Consider the following 19,210-nt stretch of genomic DNA (forward strand, 5'->3'; position numbering starts at 1 on the left):
TTACGAGCAGTGTTTTTTTCTGTAGAAATACCAGCACTGGTTCAGCAGTTTGATTTGGTAATTGTCCTTTTCTAAAAACGCTTTTTGCATTTGTTTCATCAGCCAATTCGGCATGGCTCATTCCTCCTCAGCTTTTAGTTAGAGGTCGGTTTTAACTCATTGTATGCGAACGGTGAATTGTCCCGTTCAATGTTTTTAAAGCGGGGTGCACATATGGATAACGAACAACTTCAAAAGCTGACGGAAGACATCTCTGCACAAGATTTCGGAAAACCGTTCCGTCACCGGGCCTTTTTCAATGACCGGCTGAAAACGACAGGCGGCCGGTACATGCTGTCTTCCCATAACATCGAATTAAACCGAAAATATCTTCTCGAACACGGGCAGAGCGAGCTGGAAGGAATCATTAAACACGAGCTGTGCCATTACCACCTTCACCTTGAAGGAAAAGGGTACAAGCACAGAGACAAGGACTTCAGAGAATTGCTTCAGAAAGTCGGAGCGCCGAGATTCTGCACGCCGCTGCAAACCAAAAAGCCACAAAAGAAAACATATATGTATAGATGCGCGGCTTGCGGCCAACAGTATATAAAGAAGCGGGCAATGAACCCGGAAAGATATGCCTGTGGAAAATGCAGAGGGAAAATCAAAAGAATTTTTTAAAAAGGCTTGACTCATTTTAATGTTCTATGTTAAATTATAAAAGTCGTTGAGAGACAACGACACTTTCTTAAAAAAATAAATGTTGCTTCTTGACACAATATGTCGCATCATTTATAATAAAGAAAGTCTGATTATTCCACAGTAGCTCAGTGGTAGAGCTATCGGCTGTTAACCGATCGGTCGCAGGTTCGAATCCTGCCTGTGGAGCCATATGGAGAAGTACTCAAGTGGCTGAAGAGGCGCCCCTGCTAAGGGTGTAGGTCGCGTAAGCGGCGCGAGGGTTCAAATCCCTCCTTCTCCGCCAGATAAGTTCTCAACCAGACGGCCCGTTGGTCAAGCGGTTAAGACACCGCCCTTTCACGGCGGTAACACGGGTTCGAATCCCGTACGGGTCACCATTTACCTTCGTTGGGCTATAGCCAAGCGGTAAGGCAACGGACTTTGACTCCGTCATGCGTTGGTTCGAATCCAGCTAGCCCAGCCATTTTATTTAAAAATTTTGAATCACTTTTAGAGCGAGCCATTAGCTCAGTTGGTAGAGCATCTGACTTTTAATCAGAGGGTCGAAGGTTCGAGTCCTTCATGGCTCACCACTTGTCACGCGGGTGTGGCGGAATTGGCAGACGCGCTAGACTTAGGATCTAGTGTCTTACGACGTGGGGGTTCGAGTCCCTTCACCCGCACTTTATTTTCAAAGTGCTGATCATCATCACTAGCTTATATGCTTAGTGGAAAGACAGCTTCATAGCACGCGGTCGTGGCGGAATGGCAGACGCGCTAGGTTGAGGGCCTAGTGGGTGAATAACCCGTGGAGGTTCAAGTCCTCTCGGCCGCATCAATGACACCAAGGATAATAGAGATCCTTGGTATTTTTTTGTTTGTAGAAAATTTGTCTGTTACTGTCCACTTACTTATAGTAAGTCATCTAGTTTGATGCCCTTCGTTTTTTATTTTACTTATCTTGGTGAGTGGTCAAGGTTTCTTTACTCCCATTTACTGTCCAGAAAATATGAAAAAACATTAAAAAAGGTGTAAATAATGATAATGAGCGCTGTATAACCCTTAAATATAGGACAGGATAATATTTCATAAGGCTGAGGGGAAAAGAGCAGGAAAAGCAGGAGAAGAAAATTGGAGAAAAGTAATTACTAATCGGTTTGATTTGCATCATATAGGATTTAATACAAAACCTTTTATTTCTAGAAAAAGAGAAGTTGAAAAACCTGGAGTGAATTTATCTCCAAAGTATAGAAAGTAAGGAATCTTTTAAAAAACTAAAAAAAATGAAATTACGGAAAGGTAATGAGTGATTACCTTTCCGTAATTCGTTAATTATTTCTTTGAGCAATTTTATATTTCATCTTAACACTACCACCTTGAGCCGTTGGTGAAGCTGTAAATGTGTAATTGTATGTCCAACCAAACCAACCATTTTTAACCTCGGCAGAAATGCTGCCTTGCTTGCCTGGTGCGATGGTTCTTGAGACTTTTCCGTCAATTGATATTTTTATGTCATTGCTTCCGTTATTTGAAATCCAGAAGTTTACTTGTGCTCCGTCATTCTCATCTAATTCGAACTCCCGACTCCAGCTTGATTGATCAACAGAGTCTTCTGAAACCTCCCTGTCTAGAGCTTTGAATACTCCACTTGTAACTGCATAATTTTTCGGCGATACACTTGTAGTCGACTCCGCAAAAGCAGGTATAGTACAAGTTCCAACAATTGCACCAGCTATCAGAGTCGATGTTACTCCTTTGAAAATGGACTTAAGATTCACGATCAAGCACTCCTTTTAATTTCATTTATTACACATACATATTCCGTATGCACAATACAAATAGTACCATGTAAAATAATTACAGTAAACGTTCTTTTGGATAGTAATGTTTGTAACTCAACTTTTGTACCCCAAACATCCCAAATCAGACAAGTAAGCCTTGATATAGTTATGTAAGCGGAAATCGCGATCTTCTTATTGAGGTACTGCTACTAGCAAAGATTTTCCGATACCCGCAAAACGAAAAAACACTATCCTTTCTCTAAAGTAACGAAAAGGGTAGTGTTTTTTGTGCTATTCAAGATTAATACGTACTCTTTTTTACTCTGTCTATCTACACTGAATTACAAAATCGGACAAGCCAAGGTACTACCAAAAGAAAAAACTATCGCACCTAGTGGGCGGGACCACCTTACTTCTCTTGTTAGTGGTTACTTAGGTCTTAGCTGAAATTACAAATTTAAAGCTAATATTTTCAGTGATTTTTTTAAAAAAAGTAACACCTAATTTTTGCCCAAAATTCATAAAAAAAGAAGAAAACAAATGGAAATGTAGATAAAGAATGCTTTATTTATAAGGTTTATGTAATGCATGATACGTTTTCACTATGTTGAGGGCCTAGTGGGTGAATAACCCGTGGAGGTACAAGTCCTCTCGGCCGCATCTCAATAATACCAAGGGTTTAACCACCTTTGGTATTTTTTGTGCTTATTTTTAAATGATCTACTGCCCACAAACTGCCCACTTACCTGGAGTAAGTCATCTACAGTAGACATCGCACAAATATTTTCATTATTTATAGATAGTTACTAATGCCTCAAACTCCAATTTGCAAAAGCAGAGAAAGTATTGCTAAACACGGAAGAAAACAAAGATGTCCTGTTATATGATCAGCTATTAGAATTTAGACACGAGATAATAGGGCAGGGGCATAAGGGTACTGAAAAGGCTTAATCTTTTTTTAAAAGGTTAAGCCTTTTTTTGGCTATAAATGTAATCGGCGTCCAATTAGTTGCCCTGAATTCATGAAAAAGGATAAAATAGGTGTAAATAAGTTGTTATTTTAAAATTAGAATCAATTCTTTATCACAAAAGCAATAATAACTAATCGGCGAAGAAAGGATAACAGTCAAATGAAAACATTAGTTATCGTTATACACCCTAATTTGGAAACGTCTGTTGTCAACAGAACCTGGATGAATCGTTTAAAGCAAGAGAATGACATTACGGTTCATGACCTGTACGGTGAATACCCTAATTTTATCATTGATGTAGAAAAAGAGCAGCAGCTCCTGTTAGATCATGAGCGTATCGTTTTTCAGTTCCCAATGTATTGGTACAGCAGTCCCGCGTTACTCAAACAATGGGAAGATGATGTGTTAACACATGGCTGGGCTTATGGAACTGGAGGTACTAAATTGCATGGAAAAGAACTGCTCTTAGCTATCTCCTTAGGCGCACAGGAATCTGATTATCAAGCAGGCGGAGAATATAATATCACGATCAGCGAGCTTATCAGACCGTTTCAAATCACTGCTAACTATATAGGAATGCGTTTTCTTCCTGCCTTTACACAATATGGGACACTTCACCTTTCAAAAGAAGATGTTAAGAACAGTGCGGAGAAATTGGTTGACTATCTTAAAGCTGAGCATTGATCCGGTATTCGCGAGGGAAGCTGAAATAAATGATGTGAAACTAATTACAGCAGGGCGATGAGTACATATTTCTTGATGAAATGCAGATTTCCTTGGTCTCTAATAGGTGCCCGGTTTGTGCTCAGAATTCATGAAAAATGATGAAAATAAGTATAAATAAAATAAACAGGTGCTTTGAATAAAAGTTTTTGTAACTCATGATAGGTTTTTTACTAGGTTGAGGGCCCAGCGGGTGAATAACCCGTGGAGGTTCAAGTCCTCTCCGCCGCATCAATGATACCAAGGGTAATAGAGAGATCCTTGGTATTTTTTTGTGCTTATTTTTAAATGATCTACTGCCCACAATCTGCCCACTCCTAAAGTAAGTCATCTGCAGTAGACATCGCACAAATATTTTCATTATTTATAGATAGTTACTAATGCCTTCCAGCTGGATATAAAAGATAATTTTGTCAGGTGTCATGCAAAAAATTCAATTGTCGGTGATTGGCTGTTTAAATAAAACCATTATTTCATACCCGGTGCTACTTATTTCTGTTGTAGTCTGCATACTGATTAATATAGGTAAAGAAAGTCGAAAAGGTATACGACATTCGTCATACAAATTAAAGTTTTGAATGAAAGAGCAGGATTACTCCTGCTCTTTTTCTTTCTAATTGGGCTGGATTAAACGCAGACGGTTATTCCTTGGGAAAAACAAAAAAATTTCTTCTATCCATTGACTAGCTGGGCTTTAGCCGGGTTTCTATCACCCTGTTGAGCTTGTCAGATTTAAAAAAGATATGGTACGTTTATAGTGTTTTGTTTCACCTGATTGTGGGGTAATAAAGATAGAATCAGTAAATAAAGACGTAATGGAAGAACTAAAATAAAGGTTTAGGATACTTTGAAGAAATAAAAGTTTTTTTTCGATTGTGATCATATTCACAATAGAGCTGTATTAAGGGGAATCATTTCTCCAAATAGTCTGCAGAAAATACCAGCCACAGCCCAAGGATATCTCACTAACCGCTTAGGCTGGTATTATCTGTTGGCTGTTTCTCTTTTTGTTGCTTCTTGTATTATTTTTAGCCCAATCGGCAAAAATAAGTTAAGGAAACCAGCGAAAAAACTGAATTTCATCCTTCTTTCCTGGTTTACAATGTTATTTGGCGCTGATATGGATATTAGTCTAGCCTTTTAAGGTACAGTTGAACCAATCATCCACTATGCCGTTAGCTCTCCATCAGGTGAAACAGAAACCCCCAGACTTTTAGAGAAGCATTACGCTATACATTCTGGGACTGCATGCTTGGACCGTTTATGCGCTTGTATAATGTGGATTTGATAATTAAGGAGTCGATATTATTAAATGAAGTTTAACAAGAAAAAAATTAACGTTGTAGACATTCAAAAAGCGAAGAAAAGCGTGTTTGCTACAGGGATAGGAAACGCGATGGAATGGTTTGATTTTGCTTTATATTCTTATTTGGCAGTTATTATTAGTAAAAACTTTTTCAGTCCAGTTCAAAACGATGAATTAAAGTTAATATTTACTTTTGCTACATTTGCAATTGCCTTCTTACTTAGACCGGTAGGCGGAATTATTTTTGGTAAAATGGGTGATAAATTTGGTCGGAAAATAGTATTAACAATTACTATTTTAATGATGGCTTTATCTACTTTAATAATTGGTGTGCTTCCTACCTATGATCAGATTGGTGTATGGGCCCCTATATTATTACTCTTAGCTCGTATTTTGCAAGGTTTTTCTGTGGGTGGAGAGTACGCTGGTGCAATGGTATATATCGCAGAATCTTCTCCAGATAATAAGCGTATAAGGTTAGGCAGCGGTTTAGAAATCGGCACATTATCTGGTTATATAGTAGCTTCTGTTTTAGTTACAGTACTTTTCTGGACTTTATCTGATGTTCAAATGAATAGTTGGGGATGGAGAATTCCTTTCTTCTTAAGTATTCCAATAGGATTATTTGGTTTATATTTGAGAAGTCATTTAGATGAATCACCAATCTTTGAAAATGACATCTCTGAAAACCAAGAACAACAACCAGGTTTATTAGAAGTCATTAAAACATATAAAAAAGATATCTTTTTATGTATCGTATTTGTGGCCTTTTTCAATATAACCAATTACCTATTGTTAGGTTATATGCCTTCTTATTTAGATGAGAACCTTGGTATAAGTGATAATATAAGTACACCGGTTACAGCAATTGTATTGATTATTATGGTACCGTTCGCTTTAACTTTTGGTAAATTGGGAGATAAATTAGGAAATAAAAAAGTTATAACAATTGGATTAGTATTAGGAATTGTATTTTCGATTATCTCTTTTCAATTTCTTAATATGGGGAGTCTAACATTCTTATTTATAGGACTTTTAATGTTAGGGATTGTATTATCTGTATACGAAGGTACTATGCCAGGATCTTTACCTACGTTGTTCCATACTGACATTAGATATCGTACATTATCCTGGACATTCAACTTATCAGTTTCTATTTTTGGTGGAACAACGCCTTTAGTTGCTTCTTGGTTAACCCATGTGACAAGAAACAATTTGGCGCCGGGTTTCTATTTATTAGCAGTTAGTTTAATTGGCTTAATAGTTGTGTTAACCTTATTTAAAGATACTTCAGGTAAATCTTTAAAAGGTTCTTACCCAACAGTTGCTTCTAAAGCTGAGTTTCAAGAAGCTGTTGAAAATCCAAAAGATTCACTGTGGTGGAAAATGGAAGAAACAGAAAAGGAATGAAAAAAACATCCATTTAATTGACCGGCTACTCGAAATACAGACTCAGAATAAGCTGGGATTATCCGAGCAGCAATGACTGCAGCTCTTTTATATTCTGGAGGGCTTACTGCTTTGCAAAAGCAGCGTTGCTATTCTCGATCGTCATTATTTTATTGGTTGTGTCCTAATAATAAAACATTGACGCAAGAACGAAGAGAAATTAAAAGGTCCGAGCAATACAGCAAAATAAGAAGCAAGAAGCTTTGTTATGCCAGTTCTTCTCCCGAAGGAGAGCTGGCTTTTTATTTTCTATATGGGGTCCAAAGCAGAAAACGAGAACTTGTACGCTAATCACAGTATTTGGTTCTTCTTGTTTTATGGGAGAAGGAAAAAATATCTGTTAAAGGTTTAGGCGAAGAATTATATCTAGACTCCGGAACATTAACTCCAGTTTTAAAACGACTTGAGGAGCGAGGACTTATTATAAGAGAGCGTTCAAAAGAGGACGAACGAAGTGTAATTATTACGTTAACAACTGAAGGGAATGAGTTTAAAGAAAAAGTCACATTGATTCCTAATGCAGTATTTGATAAAACCGGTTGTAATGAAGAAGAAATTAAAAGTTATAACAAGGAAATTCGTAATTTACTTAACATGCTGACAACTGAGCAATAGTTTTATGAATATAGATGGTGGGCCCAGCGGGTGAATAACCCGTGGAGGTTCAAGTCCTCTCGGCCGCATCAATGATACCAGGGGTTTTGACACCCTTGGTATTTTTTGTTTATAAAAATTTATCTGTTACTGTCCACTTACTTATAGTAGGTCGTATGATTTGTCAGTCACCTTCATCCTTCTGCTGACTGCGTGCGGCGGTAGTAAATATGATAATGATTAATGAAGTGATGAAGCAGGAGAAGAAAGTCAGAAAAGAAATGCGAGCAGATTCAGATGAGCACAAAAGAGATAACGCCATAATTCGTGTATATGATGACGGGAAGTATATTCAACTTGTGTTTTATCAGCCAGAAGAAAGTTCTCGTAGGCTGACTGCTTATTCTTATTATGAGAAGCTTGGAGATTCTTATGAGGAAATGGCACATATGCCGGGTGATGGTGATGGCGACCGCCTTGGTCTTTATAAGAAAACACCTGATTATAAAGAGGTTAAAGGCAAGGAAACAAAAACAATGTGCTTGTTCATTCCTGATAGGGGAACAATTGTTTTACCGTTAAGTTGTTGTGTGAGAGCCAGTATGTTAAAATGCTACATAGATTTAATAATAAAGTTTAGATTCTAGGAGATTTATTTATGAAGTTGGATGAATTCACCATCGGGCAGGTTTTTCAAACTAAATCTTTTGAATTAACAAAAGAGAATATAATGAATTTTGCAGAAGTGTATGACCCACAATACATGCATTTAAATGAAGAAAAAGCAAAAATGGGCAGATTTAATGGAATTATTGCTTCTGGAATACAAACGTTATCTATTACTTTTAAGCTTTGGATTGAAGAAGGGCGTCATGAAGACGATATTATTGCTGGGACAGGAATGAATAATATAAAATTCCTAGCACCCGTTTACCCTAATGATAAACTGCACACTATTGTTAAGGTTATTGATAAAAAACCAAATAAAAGCCAGACGGGGATACTTACTGTATTGTTATCTACCTATAATCAGAAAGAGGAAAAAGTGTTTGAAGGTGAGTTATCAGTATTAATTAAACGCTAAATGACCTTTGTGGCATATCATCGTCACCTTTCAATTTTTATAGGTGTCTGGATGAAATAAGCAATCATCTTAATGAATTGAGTGGACTTTGTGTCTGCTCTTTTTTTATTTGTTCAACCTATGTCAAGAAACCAAAGGACTAACAATAACGAAAAAATCATCTCGTAAATACGAATTTAAAAATTGCTGCCTTGAGGTTTTTGCATATTCCTCTGTATCATTGCACCGGGTGAATATCTATAATGAGCGTTCTATCCTTCGATGTTATGTTTCCTTTTTACTTTTTGGTTTTGTCAGTTCAAAGCTGTACTTTACCATGTCATGGATTTGGTGCTCTGGGAGTCCCTCATCTAAGGTAAGAGTATTCCAATGCTCCTTGTTCATATGGTATCCGGGCTTGATTTCTTCAAAAAGACCACGTAGAAAATCAGCCCTTTCAGGTTCGCATTTAAGGTTGACACATAAGTGTTCGTCGCGAGTGAAGATAAGTGCAAATATTTTCTTATTCCCTTTGTGACGAATTGCAGTCCAACCATCTCCAAAAGGATGGTCTTCATAAGAGTTTGGAAAGGTTAGGCAGTAATCTTTTATTCCATCATAATTCATTATCAATTCACCCCATACCTCATTATTTTTATATACAGAACATATTCGTTCAAACTAAGATTTGCGGTTTCTTTTATACCAATCCGAGATTTCCTCAAGTCTTTGTTTGAACTTAGCTTCTGAACCTTGAGTTGTTGGATAGTAATACTCAACGCCCTATTAAAGAATCTGGCATCGTCTGCATTGTCGTTAACTTTTCCTCTGTATCATGAGCATATTTATATCCCTTACCGTAATCTAAATCTTTCATCAAAAGGAGCAGACTTTATGTCTGCTCTTTTTTTGTTCATGAAAAAGCCATTTTTTTATCCCCAGTCTGATAAAAGATTTTCTGTGAAATCATTTAACAATTATTGGTCAATTTTTCTTTTTCAATAATATCCTTTACCACATCCTCAATTGTGATATGCCCAAGAGCTTTTTCCAAGGCAGATTGGGCGATTTCAAATATTGGACCAATTGTACTTTGAATGTTCCGGCCTACAGGACATTGAGGATTGGGATTTTCATGTATACTAAACAATTCTTTATCTTGAACAACATTAACTGCTCTATAAACATCAAGTAAGGTGATTTCAGTTAAATCCTTCGCTAATTCAGCTCCTGCAATACCTGGCCGTACACTTACTAAACCTGCTTTTTTCAGCATTCCCATAATTTTTCTTATGAAGGCGGGATTTGTATTTACACTTCCAGCTAAAAATTCAGAAGTGCTAATTCCGTCTTCATTTATTTCAATAAGAGCCAATATATGAATTCCTACAGCAAAACGGCTGCTAATAGACATGATTTCTTCACCATCCTAATTACTTTACACTCTTTATAGTACACTTGTAACTGAATGTATTACAAGTTCTTTTACTCTAATATGCTCAATTAACAAGATGATAAAAGTATTGACAAATAAATAAGGTGTAACTAAAATTATTACATGTAATCAATATGGTTACATTTAAAATTTTGAATGATTAGGAGGACTTTAAATTGAAAATTGGAATCATTGGTGCAACCGGAAAAGCTGGAAGTCTTATCTTGAAAGAAGCGGTAAGCAGGGGACATGAAGTAACTGCAATTGTAAGAGATGCTGCAAAACTTAAAGAGGAAAAGATTTCAATCATTGAAAAAAATATAATCGATCTTACATCGGATGATCTAAAAAAGTTAGATGTAATAGTTAATGCCTTCGGTGCTCCATTAGGAGAAGAACAGGCACATGTAGATGCTGGCCGGGCATTAATTAGGGCATTAAAAGGAACGGGTACAAGAGCTGTAATTGTAGGTGGAGCAGGGAGTCTTTATGTAGACGAAAATAAAACTGTCAGTGTAATGGATACACCTGATTTCCCGGAGATTTTTATTCCAACAGCTAAAGGGCAAGGTCGTAACTTGCAAGAACTAAAGGAAACTTCTGATATTAACTGGACATTTATCAGTCCTTCAGCGATATTTGACCCAGACGGGAAAAGAACTGGATTTTATCAGTCAGGAAAAGATCATCTTCTTGTGAATTCGAAAGGCGAAAGTTATATCAGCTATGCAGACTATGCAATTGCAGTATTGGATGAAATTGAAAATCCAAAACATATAAATGAACGCTTTACAGTTGTTGGAGAAGCTGAATAATTGAGTAGAAACAAAGGGGTACCATTAGTGTCATCGCTAATGGTATTTTCCTTCTAAGAATGTACGGAGACATTCAAAACTTTGCAATCAGAGTAGCTGATTATTTTTATGAAAAAGGGGATTTATCATGTTCCAATGAATATTATCGACTGAGATTAAAGCGAGACGAAAAAATAAAAAAAGGGGAGATTATTAATGAAGATCAGCCTGACTTTGTTTACAGTCATTTTATTGGGTAGCATCGCAGGAGTGGTTTTAACAAATGATGTCCCTGTTATCAAAGCTCCTTTTCATGTTGCTGATGACAGAGTAGGTGCTTAGTGAGTTGGACCAAAAAAATATGTATAAAAAGCTCTGACTAGCAACCTTTTGGATTAGTTAGAGCTTTTTTATTTGACTGTGTTACCCAGTGTAATCCTCCGCATTGTTTAATACAGTTTAGTTTGAAAATCCGGGAAACTCTTCTACAGTTCCTATTTCGTGTCCAAAGTGTGAATGTTCCAGCGGGGAGCTTTACTGAAATGAGGGGTATTTTCGAAAACACACCAGTATGCTCTATGACCTGCCGTCAATGACATTAAAGAAATGATTTGATGAAAAATAAAAGTGAGCGATATTCGTTAAAATTCAGGTAGTAGCCATACATAGCCATATAAAACACATGATTTAATTCTAAATTCTTTACTGATCGTTCTTAAATTTGATATACTTGAAATACGTTAGATCTAACTGTTTTGCTACTGAAATGAGAATGATCGTTCTTTAATTATTTAAGAATGAGGGAGGGATGAATGCATCAATGATTCTCACGCCTTTCTCAGAATAAAGAGGTAATATATTCTAAGGTGGGATTACATGGCTAGAAATAAAGAATTTGATGAAAAAAAAGCATTAAGAAAAGCAATGGACCTTTTCTGGGAACAGGGGTATGAAAAAACATCCATGCAAGACTTGGTGGACCATATGGGCGTTCACCGCAGAAGTATCTATGATACATTTGGCGACAAACATACTTTATTTATGCGAGCCTTAAGTCACTATGTAGAAGTAATGGAAGTAAGAATGAAGAATGAAGTGAAAACAGAATTAACGGTTAAGCTGGCTATACGAAAATTATTTGAAATGGTTATTTACCCAAAAGAAGATCAGCCAAAAGGATGTTTAGCTGTTAATGCAGCTGTTGAATTATCCCTAATAGATGAAGAAGTAGCTAAGAAAATTACAGAGATTTTTATAAATGTGGAAGCATTATTATTTGATCTGCTAAAACATGGTCAAGAACAAGGAGAAATTCCTAAACACCATGACATTAAAGGGCTTTCTCAATTTATTCATAATTCACTCGTAGGGATACGAGTATTAGCAAAAACGACAAATGATAAGGAAAAATTAGAAAACATTATTGATTTGACTTTGTCGACACTAGACTGAATCTATTTTGTTATATGGATTAACTAATTAGAAAATTTGTTTTCGAGGAGAGAATAATATGAAGTACACAGTTATTACAGGAGCAAGCTCAGGTATAGGATATGAGACAGCATTGGAATTTGCTGCTCGCGGCAAAAACTTAATTATTGTAGCTAGAAGATTAGATAAATTAGAAGAGCTTAAATCAACCATTCAGAATATTAATCCTGATTTGGATGTTATTATTCGTACAAGTGACTTATCTGTCACAGCTCAGGCATACACACTGTATGACAATTTAAAGGAATATCAAATTGAGACTTGGATTAATAATGCCGGGCTTGGTGAATCTTCTTCTGTCACGGATCAGAATTTAGATAAAGTGGAAACCATGTTACGTGTAAACGTAGAATCCTTAACGATTCTTTCTACACTATTTGCACGTGATTATTCGGATGTAGAGGGAACTCAGTTAATTAACGTATCATCAGCACTCGGATATGCAATTGCTGTTGGCAGTATTACTTATTCTGCATCTAAATACTTTGTCAGTGCATTTACAGAAGGGCTTGCAAAAGAACTGGAACGTAAAGGTGCGAAAATGAAGGTGAAAGTTTTAGCACCAGCAATCACGGAAACAGAATTCATGAAAACTGCATCTGATACGAAAGAATATGATTACAAAGCAAATATCCCGATGTACCACACAGTTGAGCAAGTGGCGAGTTTTATGATGGAGCTTTATGATAGTAATCAAGTAGTAGGAGTTGTAGACGGAGACTATGAATTTCAATTAAGAGATCAAATCTATCCGATTCTAGAGATGTAATATTTCAAGTTATTAAACCTGTATAACGATGCTCTGCATCAATAACACTAGGAAGATGAGAAACATTTATTCACAGTATCGGTCTATAAAATTTAATCATTTGAGAATGATCGTTCTAAAAATGACTACTGTTTAGGTGGAGGGTTAATCATAAAATTGGAAGTCAGACTTCTCTAAAAGAAAGATTCCCCTCCACCTAAACGATTATATAAAAAGGTAAAAAACCTAATAAACGTAATATGATAGAGGATGCTGATAAAAAAATGAAAACACTCATGAAAGCAGCTCAGATCACCAGGTATTCAAAAGATCTCTATGCCCAAATCAATGACATTCCAATTCCGGAAATCGATGACAATGAAGTCTTGGTAAAGGTCAAAGCTGCGGCAGTCAATCCACTCGAAATGCTAATTATTACAGGCAGCGTGAAACTGATTCAAGATTATGAATTCCCATTAACGCTTGGTAATGAATTGACAGGAGTTATCGAAAAAGTCGGAAAAAATGTGGCGGAATTTCACGTAGGAGATGCCATCTATACACGTCTCCCTCTCGAAAAAATTGGCGCTTTTGCGGAATATGCCGCAATTGATGCTGCCGCAATTGCACCCATGCCAAAAAATTTGTCTTACGTGGAAGCCGCTGCTGCACCACTGGCTGGACTCACAGCGTATCAAGGTCTGCATGAAGAACTTGAGGCACAGTCAGGTAAATCTGTCTTCATTCCAGGTGGATCAGGCAGCTTTGGTCAAATGGCTGTACCAATCGCAAAGGCAATGGGCCTAAATGTCATTGTTAGCGGCAGCTCAGAAGCGCGCGAACGCATTTTGGAAATGGGTGCTGATCAATATTTGGATTATTCAACAGAAAACTATATTGACTTGTTGTCAAATGTGGATTACGTGATTGATACACTGGGACCTAAAGAATTTGACAGTGAATTGAGTATCATCAAACCGGGGGGAAGATTGCTCTCTCTCCGTACAGGACCAAATAAACGTTTCGGAAAAGACCGAAATTTCCCATCGTGGAAACAAATGCTATTTTCCCTTGCTGGCGCAAAGTATGATCGCAAAGCCAGGAAACAAAACGTGGAATACCATTTTATCTTCGTTCGTTCTGACGGCGCACAACTTAAAGAGATTACCAAAATCATTGAAGAAAACAACATTGTTCCAGCAATTCATCCAACACAATTTACCATAGACAACGTAAATGAAGCGCTAGAACTAGTCGCAAATGGACGGCCAAAAGGGAAAGTGATTATTAAATTTTAAGGGGAATACGAAGAAAGCAGTCAAAAAGTTGAGATCGTTTATGCAAAGGATTTTGAAAGGCAATAATAAGGTGTTACAAACCGCGAGTGCTGCTGATTAAGAAATGGAAAGATAAAGCTAGATCAAATCATAGAAAAACTTCATCAAGCCGGAGTTCATTATAAAGCATGGAGAACTAGCCATTTCAATTGTTCTTATAAAAAATGTTGAAATGTAATTAAGTTAGGCGGTTACTCTAATAGACATGTCACCAGTAACAAGACATTAACTGTCTTGAAATGAAAACCTACTCCATTTTTACTCCCAAATAAAAATAAATCGACTCATAATCAAAATAAACAAATGCTGATATTATAGGCTTTTGTAATTCATAATAAAGAATCACTTTATTGAGGGCCCAGCGGGTGAATAACCCGTGGGTTCAAGTCCTCTCGGCCGCATCCTAATGATACCAAGGGTTTTGACACCTTTGGTATTTTTTTGTTGTAAGTGCATGTGGCATTAAAAAAGTGCTGACCTCTGCACAAAATCTTTGCGCGAGTCTGCACTTTTATTATGCAAAATACACTGCCCATTATCATCGATTATGGGCGTTTATTTAATCCGTTTTTAGCCGAGCTGGTGCCTGGTTTTTAGAAGTTTTTTTTAAGTGGTTAAAACCAACAAATTTTTTGCCTTCTTCATCCCATAGTCGGAACTTTAACGACTTAATACTTGTTGCCAGTGTGATGGTCGGAACGTTTTGCAATGGTTCAGTATTGTTATGCACGATTTCAAGCTTATAGTTTGGGACTCTTGGGCTTAAATGATGAACATGATGGAAACCGATATTGCCTGTCAGCCACTGCATGACTTTTGGAAGCTTATAAAAAGAGCTTCCTTCAACTGCTGCTTTTACATATTCCCAATGCTCATCTTCTTCGAAATATGAATCCTCAAACGTATGCTGAATATAAAACATCCAAATTCCGAGGGATCCCGATATCATAAAAATTGGCGTCTGGACCAGCAGAAAGTTTTTCCAGCCGATAGCCCAACATATAAGTGCTGCCAAAGCGACGATCCCCAGGTTCGTTACATATGTATTCATCCGTTCTTTGCGTTTTGCCCCTTTACGATTAAAACGATTGGCAATCCCGAAGACGTAAATCGGTCCGATAATAAACATAACAAACGGATTTCTGTACAAGCGGTACATTATTTTTGTCTTAGTTGAGGCTTCCTTATATTCCTCAACAGTCAGTACCCAAATATCGCCCGTACCGCGTTTGTCCAGGTTGCTGCTTGTCGCATGGTGGACAGAATGATCGTGTGCCCACTGGTCAAACGGATGCAGAGTCAGAATTCCTGTAATTGTTCCAAGGATTCGATTCGCCTTTCGGTTCTTAAAAAAGGAATAGTGGCAGCAATCATGAAAGATAATGAAGGTTCTCACTAAAAAACCTGCCGCAACGACAGAAATCGTTAATGTAAGGATATAAGAAATCGACAAGCTCTTATAGGCCAAACACCATAACAGGAAAAATGGCACCAATGTGTTAATGATTTGATAAATACTTTTTTGTAAATCGGACTTTTCATAAGGGGTAACCAGTTTTCTCAAAGTCCTTAGGTTTTGTTCATTCATTTTTAAAAGCTTCCCCTTCCCTGATGTTCTTAATCTGCGTATAGAAAACGTTTTATTGCCTTTGAAGTCCCAGCTGTCATACTCCATGTATAATAAGTATCTTTCCTAATCCTGTGTAAAATTATTGAAGGTCAGAAAATGATCTCCATCTCGATTAAATCTTTATTAGCAATGGCCAGCCGGGATACAAAAAGCGTATGAAGATTATACCCAGCTCTTTATCGGGCCAAACTCTCTCCATGCTCCCCCATGTGAATCAGTTTATTTAGACCGTAAACATTGATTGTTTGAGGAACAAACATGACAAGTTAATACCGTTAAAATAGGGGTATACCTGAGTGATCGTTTGGAAACATGTGCAGAAACAAAGCTATACCAGTGAACAGCCAAGAATATCTTGTACTTGAACAAGAAACAGCTGAGCTTTTTAAAGAAACCTTTAACAATCAATATGAAGTACTGGGTTTGAAGGCACTCGTGATTCATTTTCACGGTGTTTTCAAACCATAGCTATTAACAGGCATCTTATTTTGCACTGGTATCGACAGGTTTAACAAATAAAACATGAATGAACACATTATTAATTTGCAGTTATTTCCGTTTCGTGATATGATAAAGGAGAATTATTTTTGTTCGTGTAAAGGATAGTATGAATATCGACTTTTCGTCTTGATGATACTTTGGGCAAGGATAGTAATACAATGTGTAACACACTAGGAGGCAACAAAAATGGAACAAGGTACAGTTAAATGGTTTAATGCAGAAAAAGGTTTTGGATTTATCGAACGTGAAAATGGAGACGATGTATTCGTACACTTTTCTGCAATCCAAAGTGACGGATTCAAATCTTTAGACGAAGGTCAAAAAGTAACGTTTGACGTTGAGCAAGGTGCTCGTGGAGCTCAAGCTGCTAACGTTCAAAAAACTGCTTAATCTTCAATCGTTTATCAAACAGGCTCTTTATATAGAGCCTGTTTTTTTATGTTCTCTGTATCATACTGAATAAAAAAACCCTACTCAACGTTCGAGTAGGGACAGATGCTACAAGGTAAGAAAAAGGTTTAAAACCTCAAAGGATTGTTTACAGTATAACATACCGGATTGACGATATGTGGAATATATATAAATGATTTGTTTTTATGTTCTCAATATAACTGTATGTTATTCTTTGTTACAATTCGCATATCTCTTTTATGAAAAGAAGATAAACAACTGCTATTCACTGTCGCAAGAGATGTAAGAAATTCTTAAAGATAAAGAGGAGAGTGGTTGTTTTTTTCTTCCGGAAATAATCACTTAGACCTAAAACAATGAAAGCCCTGCCTCTCTTCCATCCTTACGGCTCCTTGTCCGTGCCAGTGTGAATCAGGATTACAAAAATCAAGTGACTATTTCATCGAGTTTTTGATAAAACATCGAATGTTCGTTGAAGAAATTTTTAATAATAAAAACAGATTAGATTGTAGGAATAATAAAAGAGGTTAATGTTCTAAAAGTAAGTTGATGAAGTTAAGCGTCTTCGAAATATTTTAATCGTAATATTCCGAAAACTCGTGGGTGCTTTTTGGAATGCAAAACATTATTTAAAATTAACCTTAGCAGAAACTTTTTATTTGTTTTTCAGTGATTCCTTTAATGACTTCCAGTTCACTAATCAAAAATTCATATGCATTATCCAACATTTTTTTTTCGCTTGAATTAAGTGCTTTTTCTTTCTTCATTCGCATTAAATCACGTACAACTTCAGCGCCTTCTTGTATTTCACCCGTTTTTATTTTGTTCGTGTTTACTATATACCTTTGCTTCCACGGCAGTAACTTATCTGATTCTCCATGCTGAAAAATGTGTATAATGTGTTTTAATGCACGTATATCAGTAACTGGCCGTATATTTGAACTCAATATTTTACGCGTTGGAATCATAACTGTCATATTACTGATTGACATTCTTATGACATAATACTGTTGTTTTTCCTCTAAAAATTGTTTTTCTTCTATGGCTTCAATTGTACCTGCTCCGTGCATTGGATAAACAATGTTATCGCCAATTTGAAACATATAATCCACCTCCATATATGGGAACTTAACTTAAGGTTACCATATATGGAGTGAGATATCAAATTTTTAATGATAACATGGTCATTTATTGGTGTCAATAACTTTTTTAAAAAAACAACATCAAAATAAGAGGGAACCTGTGCGATTCCTAAAAAAGGAAAGGTCAATTGGTCCGTGTATATCTTGGAATCTCGACTAATTAACAGAGATCAGTTTTTCGTTGAAAATGAGTTATTAAATTTCCTTTAGGAGTTCATGACTTGACATCAATGACACGTTTACTAATCAATATGGGCACAATTTAATCACCGATTTTTAACCATAATTCAAATAATGAAATGATAAAATAGGAGAAGACAGCCAAAAAGAAATGAGAGCAGATTCAGATGAGAAACACAAGAATAACTCATCGTGATCGTATTCGTATACATTTTTACAGAGGAGGACAATTATGATTGGAATACTGGCAGGAATGGGGCCAAAATCTACTGGGCCATTTGTAGATAAGGTAGTAGACGAGTGCCAAAAAATATATGGAGCAATACATGACATGGATTTCCCTCATATGATGATTTATTCTTGTCCGACTCCTTTCTATATGAATAAACCTCTCAATCATACGGACATGGAAAAGGCAATTATTGAGGGGGCTGTAAAGCTTGAAAAAACGGGTGTTGATTTTATTGCCATCCCATGTAATACCGCACATATTTATTTTAATCAAATAAAAAAATCGCTTTCAGTCCCTTTACTAAACATGGTTGATGAAACCATAAAAAAAATACCTAAAGGCTCAAAAAAAGCAGCTCTTTTAGCCACCGTTCCTACGGTTCAATCTGGAATATTTCAAGAAGCGTTAAACAGAGAAGGTTATGATTTTTTACATCAAGATAGTTGGCAAATCTTTGTCGATCACATAATAGAAAAGATTAAACAAGGTCAAATCGATGAGGCTGGTACATTATATGATGAATTACACCGTGAATTAGCAGAAAAGGTTGATACGGTTATCATTGCATGTACGGATTTAAATATGGTCACGGATCAAAAAAGCAGCGAACTTACCTTTGTTGATTCATCAGCTTGTCTCGCTCAAGCCATTGTAAATAAGTATGTATCATTAACAAAATAAGCCGTCTGATTTATCAGCAAATGCCGGGCGCTTTTTTCCGTTAAAGCGCCCGGCTTCGGCAAATACATGATCCTCGAT

The 19,210-nt window shown here is 36.6% G+C and carries 20 protein-coding genes, 7 tRNA genes and 2 pseudogenes; 22 read left to right on the forward strand and 7 right to left on the reverse strand.

Going from position 1 to position 19,210, the window contains the following annotated elements:
• Nucleotides 1-114, reverse strand: a complete 114-nt coding sequence (gene cmpA, locus MY7_RS19480) for a cortex morphogenetic protein CmpA (protein WP_003156164.1) — start codon at nucleotides 112-114, stop codon at nucleotides 1-3.
• A 99-nt stretch (nucleotides 115-213) separates the two neighbouring features.
• Between cmpA and MY7_RS01550 the strand changes: the two genes are divergently transcribed.
• The 8 genes from MY7_RS01550 (at nucleotide 214) to MY7_RS01585 (ending at nucleotide 1,498) form a co-directional block, all read left to right on the forward strand.
• Nucleotides 214-663 (forward strand): SprT family protein, encoded by a 450-nt coding sequence (locus MY7_RS01550; protein ID WP_029326211.1) that lies wholly within the window; start codon nucleotides 214-216, stop codon nucleotides 661-663.
• A gap of 135 nt (nucleotides 664-798) precedes the next feature.
• A tRNA-Asn gene (locus MY7_RS01555) sits at nucleotides 799-873 on the forward strand.
• A gap of 3 nt (nucleotides 874-876) precedes the next feature.
• Nucleotides 877-967 (forward strand) — tRNA-Ser (locus MY7_RS01560).
• 19 nt (nucleotides 968-986) lie between these two features.
• Nucleotides 987-1,061: transfer RNA gene (locus MY7_RS01565), tRNA-Glu, on the forward strand.
• Nucleotides 1,062-1,072: 11 nt separating this feature from the next.
• A tRNA-Gln gene (locus MY7_RS01570) sits at nucleotides 1,073-1,147 on the forward strand.
• A 33-nt stretch (nucleotides 1,148-1,180) separates the two neighbouring features.
• A tRNA-Lys gene (locus tag MY7_RS01575) sits at nucleotides 1,181-1,256 on the forward strand.
• A gap of 8 nt (nucleotides 1,257-1,264) precedes the next feature.
• Nucleotides 1,265-1,346, forward strand: a tRNA-Leu gene (locus tag MY7_RS01580).
• A 68-nt stretch (nucleotides 1,347-1,414) separates the two neighbouring features.
• Nucleotides 1,415-1,498 (forward strand) — tRNA-Leu (locus tag MY7_RS01585).
• Between the two features lie 493 nt (nucleotides 1,499-1,991).
• Here the strand turns inward: MY7_RS01585 and MY7_RS01590 are convergent.
• Nucleotides 1,992-2,441: a hypothetical protein gene (locus tag MY7_RS01590; RefSeq protein ID WP_007609601.1), complete on the reverse strand. Its 450-nt coding sequence runs from the start codon at nucleotides 2,439-2,441 to the stop codon at nucleotides 1,992-1,994.
• 1,133 nt (nucleotides 2,442-3,574) lie between these two features.
• On the opposite strand from MY7_RS01590, the gene MY7_RS01595 reads away from it, so the two are divergent.
• The 6 genes and pseudogenes from MY7_RS01595 (at nucleotide 3,575) to MY7_RS01615 (ending at nucleotide 8,571) form a co-directional block, all read left to right on the forward strand.
• A complete protein-coding gene (locus MY7_RS01595) occupies nucleotides 3,575-4,099 on the forward strand; it encodes an NAD(P)H-dependent oxidoreductase (protein ID WP_007609603.1) in 525 nt (174 codons plus the stop codon).
• Nucleotides 4,100-5,010: 911 nt separating this feature from the next.
• Nucleotides 5,011-5,412: pseudogene (locus MY7_RS19835) on the forward strand (BCCT family transporter); the annotation flags it as partial.
• Nucleotides 5,413-5,450: 38 nt separating this feature from the next.
• Entirely contained in the window at nucleotides 5,451-6,854 is a 1,404-nt protein-coding gene (locus MY7_RS01600) for an MFS transporter (protein ID WP_007609613.1), read from the forward strand.
• 339 nt (nucleotides 6,855-7,193) lie between these two features.
• Nucleotides 7,194-7,508 carry a MarR family winged helix-turn-helix transcriptional regulator gene (locus MY7_RS01605; RefSeq protein WP_007609620.1) on the forward strand — a complete coding sequence of 105 codons (315 nt, stop codon included), beginning with the start codon at nucleotides 7,194-7,196 and terminating at the stop codon, nucleotides 7,506-7,508.
• Between the two features lie 160 nt (nucleotides 7,509-7,668).
• Nucleotides 7,669-8,020, forward strand: a pseudogene (locus MY7_RS01610) (cystatin-like fold lipoprotein); the annotation flags it as partial.
• Between the two features lie 125 nt (nucleotides 8,021-8,145).
• Nucleotides 8,146-8,571 carry a MaoC family dehydratase gene (locus MY7_RS01615; RefSeq protein WP_007609622.1) on the forward strand — a complete coding sequence of 142 codons (426 nt, stop codon included), beginning with the start codon at nucleotides 8,146-8,148 and terminating at the stop codon, nucleotides 8,569-8,571.
• A 264-nt stretch (nucleotides 8,572-8,835) separates the two neighbouring features.
• Here the strand turns inward: MY7_RS01615 and MY7_RS01620 are convergent, their stop codons facing one another.
• The 3 genes from MY7_RS01620 to MY7_RS01625 all read right to left on the reverse strand — a co-directional run bounded on the left by MY7_RS01620 (nucleotide 8,836) and on the right by MY7_RS01625 (nucleotide 9,964).
• Complete coding sequence (locus MY7_RS01620) at nucleotides 8,836-9,177, reverse strand: MmcQ/YjbR family DNA-binding protein (protein ID WP_012116882.1); 342 nt, start codon at nucleotides 9,175-9,177, stop codon at nucleotides 8,836-8,838.
• Nucleotides 9,178-9,325: 148 nt separating this feature from the next.
• A complete protein-coding gene (locus MY7_RS20095; RefSeq protein WP_225307344.1) occupies nucleotides 9,326-9,427 on the reverse strand; it encodes a hypothetical protein in 102 nt (33 codons plus the stop codon).
• 93 nt (nucleotides 9,428-9,520) lie between these two features.
• Entirely contained in the window at nucleotides 9,521-9,964 is a 444-nt protein-coding gene (locus MY7_RS01625; protein ID WP_007609624.1) for an Rrf2 family transcriptional regulator, read from the reverse strand.
• Nucleotides 9,965-10,161: 197 nt separating this feature from the next.
• On the opposite strand from MY7_RS01625, the gene MY7_RS01630 reads away from it, so the two are divergent.
• From MY7_RS01630 to MY7_RS01645, 5 genes are all read left to right on the forward strand, one after another.
• Nucleotides 10,162-10,800, forward strand: coding sequence for an NAD(P)-dependent oxidoreductase (locus MY7_RS01630; RefSeq protein WP_007609625.1), 639 nt, complete (start codon nucleotides 10,162-10,164; stop codon nucleotides 10,798-10,800).
• A gap of 195 nt (nucleotides 10,801-10,995) precedes the next feature.
• Nucleotides 10,996-11,121 carry a hypothetical protein gene (locus tag MY7_RS19995; RefSeq protein ID WP_260627164.1) on the forward strand — a complete coding sequence of 42 codons (126 nt, stop codon included), beginning with the start codon at nucleotides 10,996-10,998 and terminating at the stop codon, nucleotides 11,119-11,121.
• Nucleotides 11,122-11,655: 534 nt separating this feature from the next.
• Nucleotides 11,656-12,231, forward strand: a complete 576-nt coding sequence (locus tag MY7_RS01635; RefSeq protein ID WP_007609628.1) for a TetR/AcrR family transcriptional regulator — start codon at nucleotides 11,656-11,658, stop codon at nucleotides 12,229-12,231.
• A gap of 58 nt (nucleotides 12,232-12,289) precedes the next feature.
• Complete coding sequence (locus MY7_RS01640; protein ID WP_007609629.1) at nucleotides 12,290-13,039, forward strand: SDR family NAD(P)-dependent oxidoreductase; 750 nt, start codon at nucleotides 12,290-12,292, stop codon at nucleotides 13,037-13,039.
• A gap of 263 nt (nucleotides 13,040-13,302) precedes the next feature.
• Entirely contained in the window at nucleotides 13,303-14,316 is a 1,014-nt protein-coding gene (locus MY7_RS01645) for an NADP-dependent oxidoreductase (protein ID WP_029326210.1), read from the forward strand.
• A 598-nt stretch (nucleotides 14,317-14,914) separates the two neighbouring features.
• Here the strand turns inward: MY7_RS01645 and MY7_RS01650 are convergent.
• Nucleotides 14,915-15,943, reverse strand: coding sequence for a fatty acid desaturase (locus tag MY7_RS01650; RefSeq protein WP_029326209.1), 1,029 nt, complete (start codon nucleotides 15,941-15,943; stop codon nucleotides 14,915-14,917).
• A 184-nt stretch (nucleotides 15,944-16,127) separates the two neighbouring features.
• Here MY7_RS01650 and MY7_RS20100 point away from each other — a divergent pair, with 184 nt between their 5' ends.
• Complete coding sequence (locus tag MY7_RS20100) at nucleotides 16,128-16,226, forward strand: molecular chaperone TorD family protein (RefSeq protein WP_076490075.1); 99 nt, start codon at nucleotides 16,128-16,130, stop codon at nucleotides 16,224-16,226.
• Nucleotides 16,227-16,672: 446 nt separating this feature from the next.
• Nucleotides 16,673-16,876 carry a cold shock protein CspC gene (gene cspC, locus MY7_RS01655; RefSeq protein ID WP_003156143.1) on the forward strand — a complete coding sequence of 68 codons (204 nt, stop codon included), beginning with the start codon at nucleotides 16,673-16,675 and terminating at the stop codon, nucleotides 16,874-16,876.
• A gap of 662 nt (nucleotides 16,877-17,538) precedes the next feature.
• Here cspC and MY7_RS01660 read toward each other — a convergent pair.
• The gene (locus MY7_RS01660) at nucleotides 17,539-18,000 is read right to left on the reverse strand and encodes a CarD family transcriptional regulator (protein ID WP_012116891.1); all 462 of its coding nucleotides are present in this window, start codon (nucleotides 17,998-18,000) and stop codon (nucleotides 17,539-17,541) included.
• 451 nt (nucleotides 18,001-18,451) lie between these two features.
• Here MY7_RS01660 and MY7_RS01665 point away from each other — a divergent pair, with 451 nt between their 5' ends.
• Nucleotides 18,452-19,132: an aspartate/glutamate racemase family protein gene (locus MY7_RS01665; RefSeq protein WP_007609641.1), complete on the forward strand. Its 681-nt coding sequence runs from the start codon at nucleotides 18,452-18,454 to the stop codon at nucleotides 19,130-19,132.
• The last annotated feature ends 78 nt before the right edge of the window (nucleotides 19,133-19,210 follow it).

The organism is Bacillus sp. 5B6 (assembly GCF_000259405.1).
In the GTDB taxonomy this organism is placed as follows: domain Bacteria; phylum Bacillota; class Bacilli; order Bacillales; family Bacillaceae; genus Bacillus; species Bacillus velezensis.